The sequence below is a fragment of the Escherichia sp. TW14182 genome, from assembly GCF_000208525.1.
In the GTDB taxonomy this organism is placed as follows: domain Bacteria; phylum Pseudomonadota; class Gammaproteobacteria; order Enterobacterales; family Enterobacteriaceae; genus Escherichia; species Escherichia ruysiae.
On record NZ_AEJZ01000263.1, the window covers coordinates 19,141 to 30,029 of the forward strand.

Below are 10,889 nucleotides of genomic sequence, written 5' to 3' on the forward strand. Positions count from 1 at the left end.
TGTTTTCCCCAAAAATAAAGGCGCCGAAGCGCCTTTCAAATTGATGACAAAGTGCGTTTTTATGCCGGATGTGGCGTGAACGCCTTATCCAGCCTACAAGATCGTGCAAATTCAATACATTGCAGAGACCATGTAGGCCTGATAAACGAAGTGCATCAGGCAATGTTGAGTTTGTCATCAGCCTCAAAGGCGCCGAAGCGCCTTTAGAAGATAGTCGAATCAGTGAATTACTGGTATTCGCTAATCGGTACGCAGGAGCAGAACAGGTTACGGTCTCCGTAAACATCATCCAGACGTTTCACCGTCGGCCAGTATTTGTCTGCCACGCCTGCCGGGAATACCGCAACTTCGCGGCTGTACGGATGCGTCCACTCGGCAACCAGTTCGCTCTGAATGTGCGGCGCGTTCACCAGCGGGTTATCTTCCAGCGGCCAGACACCGGCTTTCACCTGGTCAATTTCTGCGCGGATAGCCAGCATCGCGTCGATAAAGCGATCCAGTTCCACTTTGCTTTCAGATTCGGTCGGTTCAACCATCAGCGTCCCCGCCACCGGGAACGACATCGTCGGCGCGTGGAAACCGTAGTCGATCAGGCGCTTGGCAATATCCAGTTCGCTGATGCCGGTTTCTTCTTTCAGCGGACGAATATCGAGAATACATTCGTGCGCCACGCGACCGTCGCGACCGGTATACAGCACCGGGAAAGCATCCTGCAGGCGGCTGGCAATATAGTTGGCGTTAAGAATTGCCACCTGGCTTGCTTTTTTCAGCCCTTCTGCGCCCATCATGCGGATGTACATCCAGCTGATTGGCAGAATGGATGCGCTACCGAACGGTGCCGCAGAAACCGCGCCCTGACGGGTTAACATGCCTTCGATTTGCACCACGCTATGACCCGGTACAAACGGCGCCAGATGCGCTTTCACGCCGATCGGTCCCATACCTGGGCCGCCACCGCCGTGCGGAATGCAGAAAGTTTTATGCAGGTTGAGGTGCGAAACGTCCGCGCCAATAAAACCCGGCGAGGTGATGCCAACCTGGGCGTTCATGTTCGCGCCATCAAGGTAAACCTGACCGCCGAACTGGTGTACAACTTCACACACTTCACGGATCGTTTCTTCGTACACGCCGTGGGTGGAAGGATAGGTCACCATGATGCAGGAGAGATTATCGCCCGCCTGTTCCGCTTTCGCGCGCAGATCAGTCAGATCGATGTTGCCGTTTTTATCACACGCCACAACCACCACTTGCATCCCCGCCATATGCGCGGAAGCGGGGTTAGTTCCGTGCGCAGAAGCCGGGATCAGGCAGATATCGCGATGCCCTTCGTTGCGGCTTTCATGATAATGACGAATCGCCAGCAGACCCGCATATTCGCCCTGTGCGCCAGAGTTCGGCTGCATACAAACGGCGTCGTAACCGGTCAGTTTCACCAGCCAGTCAGCCAACTGCGCAATCATCTGCTGATAACCTTCGGCCTGTTCCGGCGGGCAGAACGGGTGCAGTTCGGCAAATTCCGGCCAGGTGATTGGGATCATCTCGGCGGCGGCGTTCAGTTTCATGGTGCAGGAGCCCAGCGGGATCATCGCCTGATTCAGCGCCAGATCTTTACGCTCCAGCGAGTGCATATAGCGCATCATTTCGGTTTCGCTGTGGTAGCGATTAAACACCGGATGAGTGAGGATTTCGTCGTCGCGCAGCATCGCAGGCTGAATAGAGCGGCTGTCGTGAGCCACGTCTTTGTCCAGCGTGTCGATGTCCAGTCCGTGGTTATCGCCCAGCAGCACGCTGAAAAGCTGCATCACGTTTTCACGCGTGGTGGTTTCATCAAGGGTGATCCCAACCGCGTTCAGGATATCGCTACGCAGGTTGATTTCAGCCGCTTCGGCACGCGTCAGTACACCCGCTTTGTCTGCCACTTCCACACAAAGGGTGTCGAAATAGTGCGCATGGCGCAGCTTCAGACCTTTTTGTTGCAGCCCCGCAGCCAAAATATCGGTCAGACGATGAATACGGTTAGCGATACGTTTCAGACCAACCGGACCGTGATAAACGGCATACAGACTGGCGATGTTTGCCAGCAGAACCTGGGAAGTACAAATGTTCGAGTTCGCTTTCTCGCGACGAATATGTTGTTCACGAGTCTGCATTGCCATGCGTAGCGCAGTATTACCAGCCGCATCTTTCGATACGCCGATAATGCGCCCCGGCATTGAGCGTTTGTATTCATCTTTCGCCGCAAAGAATGCTGCGTGTGGGCCACCGTAGCCCATCGGCACGCCGAAGCGTTGCGCCGAACCAAAAACAATATCCGCGCCCTGTTTACCCGGCGCAGTTAACAGCACCAGCGCCATAATATCGGCGGCAACGCTGACCACAATTTTGCGTGATTTCAGTTCGCTGATAAGCGCAGTGTAGTCGTGAATTTCACCAGTAGTACCGACCTGCTGTAACAGCACGCCGAAGACGTCCTGATGATCGAGCACTTTTTGCGCGTCATCGACAATGATTTCAAAACCAAAGGTTGCTGCACGGGTGCGAACCACATCCAGCGTTTGCGGATGAACGTCAGAAGCAACGAAGAAGCGATTGGCATTTTTCAGTTTGCTGACGCGTTTAGCCATCGCCATTGCTTCGGCGGCAGCAGTAGCTTCGTCCAGCAGAGACGCCGAAGCCATATCCAGCCCGGTCAGATCCAGCGTTACCTGCTGGAAGTTGAGTAGTGCTTCAAGGCGCCCCTGAGAAACTTCAGGTTGATACGGGGTATACGCGGTATACCAGCCCGGATTTTCCAGCATGTTACGCAGGATAACCGGCGGTAACTGCACGGCGGTGTAACCCATGCCGATGTAAGACGTGAAGCGTTTATTGCGACTGGCAATAGCCTTGAGTTCTGCCAGTGCGGCGTATTCGGTCGCCGGTGCGCCAACCTGCGGCGGAGTCGCAAGCTGAATATCTTTCGGCACAATCTGGCCGGTCAGCGCGTTTAACGATTGTGCACCAACGGCATTCAGCATTTCTTGCTGTTGCGCGGCGTCCGGTCCGATATGGCGTTCAATAAAAGCGCCGCTGTTTTCAAGCTGGCTTAACGTCTGTGTCATGAGCGATGGTTCCTGAAACGTGCAGTGAATTGTGAACCTCTCTCCTTGCGAAGAGAGTGAGGGTGAGGCGTAAATTTCCTCACCCTGATCCTCTCCCGCAGAAGAGGAATAAAGCCGTTACTCGTCTTCTAACAATGCTTCGTATGCGGTCGCATCCAGCAGTGAATCCAGTTCGCTTTCATCGCTGGCTTTGATTTTAAAGATCCAACCGCCTGCATACGGTTCGCTGTTCACCAGTTCCGGGGAATCGCTCAGTGCGTCGTTTACCGCCACGATTTCACCGCTTACTGGCGCATAAATGTCTGACGCCGCTTTTACTGATTCGGCAACCGCGCAGTCATCGCCCGCGCTAACCGTTGCGCCCACTTCCGGCAGGTCAACAAACACCATATCGCCTAACAGCTCCTGAGCGTGTTCGGTGATGCCAACGGTGTAAGTGCCGTCGGCTTCTTTACGCAGCCATTCGTGTTCTTTGCTGTATTTCAGTTCTGCTGGTACGTTGCTCATCAATCAATCTCCAAAAAAGTAAATCACGCGACGGCTTTGCCGTTACGCACAAAAACAGGTTTCGTCACTTTAACCGGCATTTCACGGTTGCGAATTTGCACAATCGCTGTTTCACCAATACCTTCCGGCACGCGCGCCAGCGCAATGCTGTAACCCAGCGTCGGGGAGAAAGTACCGCTGGTGATAATGCCTTCATGCTGGTTGCCCTGCGCGTCAGTAAAACGTACCGGCAGTTCATTACGCAGCACGCCTTTTTCGGTCATCACCAGACCAACCAGTTTTTCTGTGCCATGTTCACGCTGCGCTTCCAGAGCTTCACGACCAATAAAGTCACGATCTGCCGGTTCCCAGGCGATAGTCCAGCCCATATTGGCGGCTAAAGGAGAGATGGTTTCGTCCATCTCCTGACTATAAAGATTCATACCCGCTTCCAGACGCAGCGTGTCACGCGCGCCCAGGCCGCATGGCTTAACGCCCGCTTCCACCAGCGCGCGCCAGAAATCCGCCGCTTTTTCATTGGGCAGCGCAATTTCGTAGCCCGCTTCACCGGTATAACCAGTGGTGGCAATAAACAGATCGCCCGCCTGCACGCCAAAGAACGGTTTCATCCCTTCCACCGCCTGACGCTGGGCGTCATTAAACAGTGTGGCAGCTTTTGCCTGCGCATTCGGCCCTTGCACGGCAATCATGGAAAGGTCATCACGAACGGTAATTTCGATGCCGAAAGGTTCAGCGTGTTGGGTAATCCAGGAGAGGTCTTTTTCGCGGGTGGCGGAGTTAACAACGAGGCGGAAGAAATCTTCAGTAAAGTAGTAGACGATGAGATCATCTATCACACCGCCAGAGGCATTCAACATCCCCGAGTAAAGGGCTTTGCCGCTTTTGGTGAGCTTCGCCACATCGTTCGCCAGCAGATAACGCAGAAACTCCCGGGTGCGGCAGCCGCGAAGATCGACGATGGTCATATGTGACACATCAAACATTCCGGCATCGGTACGTACCGCATGATGTTCGTCGATTTGCGAACCGTAATGCAGCGGCATCATCCAGCCGTGGAAATCTACCATGCGAGCGCCGCAAAGCGTGTGTTGTTCGTACAAAGGAGTCTGTTGTGCCATCTTGTCCTCATTGAATAAGCGGGGCTGACAACTTTTCATGGCGAAAATATCACCACGAAACCCAGCATCGGAGCCACTCCTGGTCCCCAACGCAATCGTTCTCTTTTCCCTGAACTTACCACCGAAACAGACGGTTAACCATAAGGTAAAATTGATCATCACATTAGCTTATGGTTAAAAAATACAAAAATCTCAACAGAATAAAAAACCAAAAATTTATTTTATTTTTATATAAATATGATGCTTTCAAGAAACAGATTTGGATAAACCAATATTAAGAACTGAAAATATGTCAAAAATCACTCAATGAAAAAATAGTAACATTAGAAAATATAATGCGAAATTGATGGTGAAATTAGTTTATTTCAAATGAGGAAAATCTCCCGGCGAAAAAACCGGGAGAAGAAAGTGTGATGGGTATCAAACAAAGAGTTGAGGAGAAATTTTTAACGCAGCCATTCAGGCAAATCATTCAATCCCATTGCCTGACGGATAAGTTGTGGCTTAACGCCAGGAAGCGTGTCGGCCAGTTTCAGGCCAATATCGCGCAGCAGTTTTTTCGCCGGATTGGCTCCGGAAAACAGATCGCGGAATCCCTGCATACCAGCCAGCATCAGCGCCGCACTGTGCTTGCGGCTACGCTCATAGCGACGCAGATAAATGTACTGCCCGATGTCTTTCCCCTGACGATGCAACCGTTTCAGTTCAGCAATCAGCTCTGCAGCATCCATAAAGCCGAGATTAACACCCTGCCCCGCCAGCGGGTGAATGGTATGCGCGGCGTCGCCCACCAGCGCCAGACGGTGCGCGGCAAACTGGCGCGCATAACGCCCCGTCAGCGGAAACACCTGACGCTCGCTCTCAACCTTGCATAAACCCAGGCGATTATCAAAAGCGATATTTAACGCGCGATTAAATTCGTCTTCGCCTACCTGCTGCATCCGCTGCGCTTCCTCTGGCGACAGTGACCAGACAATCGAACAAAGATGCGGATCGCTAAGCGGTAAAAAGGCCAGAATGCCTTCGCCATGGAAAACCTGCCGCGCTACTGCGTCATGCGGTTCTTCAGTGCGAATGGTCGCCACCAGCGCGTGATGCTGATAATCCCAGAAAGTCAGCGGAATATCGGCTTTGTTGCGCAACCAGGAGTTTGCCCCGTCTGCGCCAATCACCAGACGCGCCGTTAACATACTGCCGTCTTTCAGTGTCAGGAAGGTTTCGTTCTCTCCCCAGGCGACCTGCTGTAATTCTGCAGGAGCTAGCAGGGTGATATCTGACGACTGCTGCACTTTGTTCCACAGCGCATAGTGAATAACTGAATTTTCAACAATATGCCCAAGATGGCTATAGCCCATGCTCTGATCGTCAAACGAGATGTGACCAAAGCTGTCTTTGTCCCACACTTCCATGCCGTGATAGCAACTGGCTCTGCGGGAGAGAATGTCCTGCCAGACGCCAAGACGGGTAAGTAATTTTTCGCTGGCGGCATTGATAGCCGAAACGCGCAATTGTGGTGGTGCATCCGCCGCCAGAGGTTCCGGTACGCGCTGCTCCAGTACGGCAACGCGTAAGCCGCTACCCTGTAAGCCGCAGGCAACCGCCAGCCCCACCATGCCGCCGCCAACAATGGCTACATCAACACTTTGCATTGTTTATTCCTTAAAACCGCCTTCAACGCGCCACCCAACCAAGGGTGCGCTGCGCCAGCACATCACGTGCCGGAGTGAATAATTCCATTGCCATCAGCCCGATGTTGCGCCCAACAACCAGCGGCGCCCAGCGGTTGGCAAAAAGATGAACAAGGCTGTCCGTGACGCCGATGGTTGCTTCGCTATCGCTCTGCCGACGCTGCTGATAACGGCACAAAATGCCGTAATCACCGATATCCTCTCCGCGTTCCTGCGCCTGAGTCAGAGTTTCAGCAAGGCTCATGACATCACGCATACCGAGATTAAATCCTTGCCCGGCAATCGGGTGCAGGGTTTGCGCCGCATTGCCCACCAGCACGGTGCGGTGGGTAATAGGTTTGGCGGCGCGGGTTAACGCCAGCGGATAAGCACTGCGTTTTCCGGCATGAGTAATTTGTCCCAGTCGCCAGCCAAACGCAGACTGGAGTTCACGGCAGAACTCATCATCACTCCACGCCAGTACCTCTTCGCGCCGTTCCAGTGGATGACACCAGACCAGCGAACAGCGTCCGTCAGACATCGGCAACATCGCCAACGGGCCATGTTTCGTGAAGCGTTCAAAAGCGCGTCCTTCGTGCGCAACGGAGGTCGCAACGTTGGCAATCACCGCCAGTTGCTCGTAAGGCTCCTGCTGCCAGTCAACGCCGCACGCGGTGGCTAACGCTGAATGGGTGCCGTCAGCGGCTACCAGCACGCGCCCCGTCAGCGTCTCACCACTCTCCAGTTTCACCTCAACGTTACTCTGAGTACGAGCAACGTTAGCAACGCGATCCGGACAGTGCAGCGTTACGCCAGGCGCTTTGCGCAACAGCGCAAACAGTCGTTGTCCGACATTGTGCAACTCGACAACCTGCCCCAGCGCCGCCAGTTGATAATCTTCTGCGGCGAGGGTGACGAATCCGGCATGACCGCGATCGCTGACATGCACGGTAGTGATGGCGGTTGCGCAATCAGCCAAAGATTGCCAGACGCCGATACGTGCCAGTTGCTGGCAGGTGCCCGCCGCCAGCGCAATAGCCCGGCCATCAAAGCCCGGATGGGCATGTGACTCTGGCGCAGTCGCTTCAATCAAATGTACCGGCAGCGCCCCGTGACTTAACCGGGAAATAGCCAGCGCCAGCGTCGCGCCCGCCATGCCGCCACCGACGATGATTACGCTCATTGCTTTCTCGCAGCTGCCATCAACGCTTCGATTTCTTCCGGCTTTTTCACCACGCTGGCGGTGAGGTTTTCGTTGCCAGTTTCGGTAATCACAATGTCGTCTTCAATACGAATGCCGATACCGCGATATTGTTCTGGCACATCCGCATCCGGCGCGATATACAGACCTGGCTCTACGGTCAGTACCATGCCCGGTTCAAGAATGCGCGAACGATCCTGACCATAAACACCTACGTCATGGACATCCAGCCCTAACCAATGGCTAAGGCCATGCATAAAGAAAGGACGATGTGCGTTCTGGGTGATCAGTTCATCAACATCACCTTTCAGGATGCCCAGTTTTACCAGGCCGCTAATCATGATACGCACCACTTCCCCGGTGACTTCCTGAATGGAAGTTCCCGGACGATACAGACGCAGGCTGGTTTCGAGAGACTCCAGCACAATGTCGTAGATTTCACGCTGAGCCTGAGTGAATTTGCCGTTGACCGGGAAGGTACGGGTAATATCGCCAGCGTAACCTTTATATTCACAGCCCGCGTCAATCAACACCAGGTCGCCGTCGCGCAGTTCACACTCGTTTTCGGTGTAGTGCAGAATGCAGCCGTTTTCACCGCTGCCGACAATGGTGTTATAGGAAGGATAGCGCGCGCCGTGGCGGTTAAATTCGTGGTGAATTTCGCCTTCCAGATGGTACTCGAACATTCCCGGACGACATTTTTCCATCGCCCGGGTGTGCGCCAGTGCGGTGATTTCCCCCGCGCGGCGAAGTACGGCAATCTCTTCTGGCGATTTGAACAGGCGCATTTCATGAACAACAGGACGCCAGTCGATCATCGTTGCCGGAGCGGTGAGATTTTGCCGTGAGCCTTTACGCAGTTTTTCCAGCGCGCTGTTCACGATTTCATCAGCATAGGTATATTCGCCCTGAGCGTGATAAACCACATCCAGGCCATTAAGCAGTTGATAAAGTTGCTGATTGATTTCGCTGAACGCCAGTGCACGGTCAACGCCCAGTTTCCCTGGCGCGGCATCCTGACCTAAGCGACGACCAAACCAGATCTCCGCCGTCAGATCGCGCACACGGTTAAACAGAACGCTGTGGTTATGAGTGTCATCGCTTTTAATCAGCACCAGCACCGCTTCCGGTTCGTTAAAGCCGGTGAAGTACCAGAAGTCACTGTTTTGACGATACGGATATTCGCTGTCGGCGCTACGGGTCACTTCCGGGGCGGCAAAAATCAGCGCGGCGCTGCCGGGTTGCATTTGCTCCACCAGAGCCTGACGGCGACGCTGAAATTCTTGCGGGGATATATCACTCATAACACTCTCCTTACGTTTTTTGTTTTTAGTGTAGAGTCGGTTTTTGTACTTCTGGCGCGGTCGGTTGCGGATGAGTAAAGGTGTCGTGGCATAACAGCGCGGCAACACGGACGTACTCGATGATCTCTTCAAGCGACATTTCCAGCTCTTCCTGATCTTCGTCTTCGTCATATCCCAGTTGCGCGATGTTACGCAGATCGTCGATGGCTTCACCGGTTTCGCCAGTCACTTTATCCAGCTTCGGCTGAGTCACGCCAAGACCAAGCAGGAAGTGATTTACCCAGCCTGCCAGCGCATCAGCGCGATCGAAAACGCTGACATCATCGCCATCAGGCAGATAAAGCTGAAAAAGAAAGCCGTCATCCTGCAGGGCATCGCTGGTGGCTGAGTGCATTTTGCGCAATGCCTGTGCCAGCTCATGACCGAAAGCCATGCCTTCGTTCGTCAGGTCGTGAAGCAGCGGCAACCATGAACTGTCGTCATTGCCACCGCAAATCATCCCGCTGATTAAACCGTGCATCTCAGCAGGGGTCAGACCCGTCCCTTGTTGGTTCAGATACTGGTTCATTTCGTTGTAACCAGGCATTTCGTTCTGTATAGACATAAGCATTCGTCATCAAAGGGAGGAAGATTCATGATATGCTACCACTTTGGACCCTGGTGAACCAGAAAAGGGCTTGTCTCTTCTCATCAGGGTAGCTATAGTTCGCCCCTTCGCAGACCATGAGTCTGAAGACGAAGGAAGCGCAGTCAATCAGCAGGAAGGTGGCATGTCTGCACAACCCGTCGATATCCAAATTTTTGGCCGTTCACTGCGTGTGAACTGCCCGCCTGACCAAAGGGATGCGTTGAATCAGGCCGCAGACGATCTGAATCAGCGGTTGCAAGATCTGAAAGAACGCACTAGAGTCACAAATACTGAACAGTTGGTCTTCATTGCTGCATTGAATATCAGCTATGAGTTAGCGCAAGAAAAAGCGAAGACTCGTGACTACGCGGCAAGTATGGAACAGCGTATTCGGATGCTGCAACAGACCATAGAACAAGCGTTACTTGAACAAGGTCGCATCACCGAAAAAACGAACCAAAACTTTGAATGACACTTTTCGGTTTACTGTGGTAGAGTAACCGTGAAGACAAAATTTCTCTGAGATGTTCGCAAGCGGGCCAGTCCCCTGAGCCGATATTTCATACCACAAGAATGTGGCGCTCCGTGGTTGGTGAGCATGCTCGGTTCGTCCGAGAAGCCTTAAAACTGCGACGACACATTCACCTTGAACCAAGGGTTCAAGGGTTACAGCCTGCGGCGGCATCTCGGAGATTCCCTTCTTACCTGGCACCAGCCATGACGCAACTACCAGAACTCCCACTGACATTATCCCGACAAGAAATCCGCAAAATGATTCGGCAACGTCGTCGTGCGTTAACGCCGGAACAACAGCAAGAAATGGGTCAACAAGCCGCTACCCGGATGATGACTTATCCCCCGGTGGTGATGGCGCATACGGTCGCTGTATTCCTCTCTTTTGATGGCGAGCTCGACACCCAACCGCTCATAGAACAACTGTGGCGTGCCGGTAAGCGCGTGTATCTTCCAGTTTTACACCCTTTTAGTGCTGGTAACTTACTGTTCCTGAATTACCATCCGCAAAGCGAATTGATGATGAACAGATTGAAGATCCACGAGCCGAAACTGGACGTGCGCGATGTGCTTCCCCTTTCCCGGTTAGATCTGCTGGTTACACCGCTGGTAGCCTTTGATGAGTACGGTCAACGCCTGGGAATGGGCGGCGGTTTTTATGATCGGACATTGCAAAACTGGCAGCACTACAAAATGCAGCCGGTAGGTTATGCGCATGATTGCCAGTTAGTAGAAAAACTGCCGGTTGAAGAGTGGGATATCCCATTGCCTGCAGTGGTTACACCGTCGAAAGTCTGGGAGTGGTGAGGGCGATACACCTGCATCGCCCTGATTGACATCGTTGATTCTT

9 protein-coding genes, 1 other RNA gene and 1 pseudogene are annotated in these 10,889 nt (G+C 53.3%); 4 read left to right on the plus strand and 7 right to left on the minus strand.

The window, feature by feature from the left end; all coding sequences use genetic code 11:
- Positions 1–227: 227 nt before the first annotated feature.
- From gcvP to gcvT, 3 genes are all read right to left on the minus strand, one after another.
- The gene (gene gcvP, locus EQY_RS0119365) at positions 228–3,101 is read right to left on the minus strand and encodes an aminomethyl-transferring glycine dehydrogenase (RefSeq protein ID WP_000195001.1); all 2,874 of its coding nucleotides are present in this window, start codon (positions 3,099–3,101) and stop codon (positions 228–230) included.
- Positions 3,102–3,218: 117 nt separating this feature from the next.
- A complete protein-coding gene (gene gcvH, locus EQY_RS0119370; RefSeq protein WP_002461349.1) occupies positions 3,219–3,608 on the minus strand; it encodes a glycine cleavage system protein GcvH in 390 nt (129 codons plus the stop codon).
- Between the two features lie 23 nt (positions 3,609–3,631).
- A complete protein-coding gene (gene gcvT / locus EQY_RS0119375; protein WP_024212662.1) occupies positions 3,632–4,726 on the minus strand; it encodes a glycine cleavage system aminomethyltransferase GcvT in 1,095 nt (364 codons plus the stop codon).
- Positions 4,727–5,039: 313 nt separating this feature from the next.
- On the opposite strand from gcvT, the pseudogene EQY_RS27485 reads away from it, so the two are divergent.
- Positions 5,040–5,099, plus strand: a pseudogene (locus EQY_RS27485) (hypothetical protein); the annotation flags it as partial.
- Positions 5,100–5,172: 73 nt separating this feature from the next.
- On the opposite strand, the gene ubiI reads toward EQY_RS27485, so the two are convergent.
- From ubiI to ygfB, 4 genes are read right to left on the minus strand one after another with little or no spacing between them, the layout of a single operon-like run.
- A complete protein-coding gene (ubiI, locus tag EQY_RS0119380) occupies positions 5,173–6,375 on the minus strand; it encodes an FAD-dependent 2-octaprenylphenol hydroxylase (protein ID WP_001192200.1) in 1,203 nt (400 codons plus the stop codon).
- Positions 6,376–6,397: 22 nt separating this feature from the next.
- Positions 6,398–7,576 (minus strand): 2-octaprenyl-6-methoxyphenyl hydroxylase, encoded by a 1,179-nt coding sequence (gene ubiH, locus EQY_RS0119385; protein ID WP_000111211.1) that lies wholly within the window; start codon positions 7,574–7,576, stop codon positions 6,398–6,400.
- Entirely contained in the window at positions 7,573–8,898 is a 1,326-nt protein-coding gene (gene pepP / locus EQY_RS0119390; protein ID WP_001280373.1) for a Xaa-Pro aminopeptidase, read from the minus strand. The genes ubiH and pepP overlap by 4 nt, the downstream gene beginning before the upstream one ends.
- A 25-nt stretch (positions 8,899–8,923) precedes the next feature.
- Entirely contained in the window at positions 8,924–9,502 is a 579-nt protein-coding gene (gene ygfB / locus EQY_RS0119395) for a UPF0149 family protein YgfB (protein ID WP_001295378.1), read from the minus strand.
- Between the two features lie 166 nt (positions 9,503–9,668).
- Between ygfB and zapA the strand changes: the two genes are divergently transcribed.
- The 3 genes from zapA (at position 9,669) to EQY_RS0119405 (ending at position 10,846) form a co-directional block, all read left to right on the plus strand.
- Positions 9,669–9,998: a cell division protein ZapA gene (gene zapA / locus EQY_RS0119400; RefSeq protein ID WP_001276008.1), complete on the plus strand. Its 330-nt coding sequence runs from the start codon at positions 9,669–9,671 to the stop codon at positions 9,996–9,998.
- Positions 9,999–10,039: 41 nt separating this feature from the next.
- A non-coding RNA gene (gene ssrS, locus EQY_RS25010) (6S RNA) lies at positions 10,040–10,223 on the plus strand.
- Between the two features lie 20 nt (positions 10,224–10,243).
- The gene (locus EQY_RS0119405; protein ID WP_024212663.1) at positions 10,244–10,846 is read left to right on the plus strand and encodes a 5-formyltetrahydrofolate cyclo-ligase; all 603 of its coding nucleotides are present in this window, start codon (positions 10,244–10,246) and stop codon (positions 10,844–10,846) included.
- Positions 10,847–10,889 lie beyond the last annotated feature (43 nt).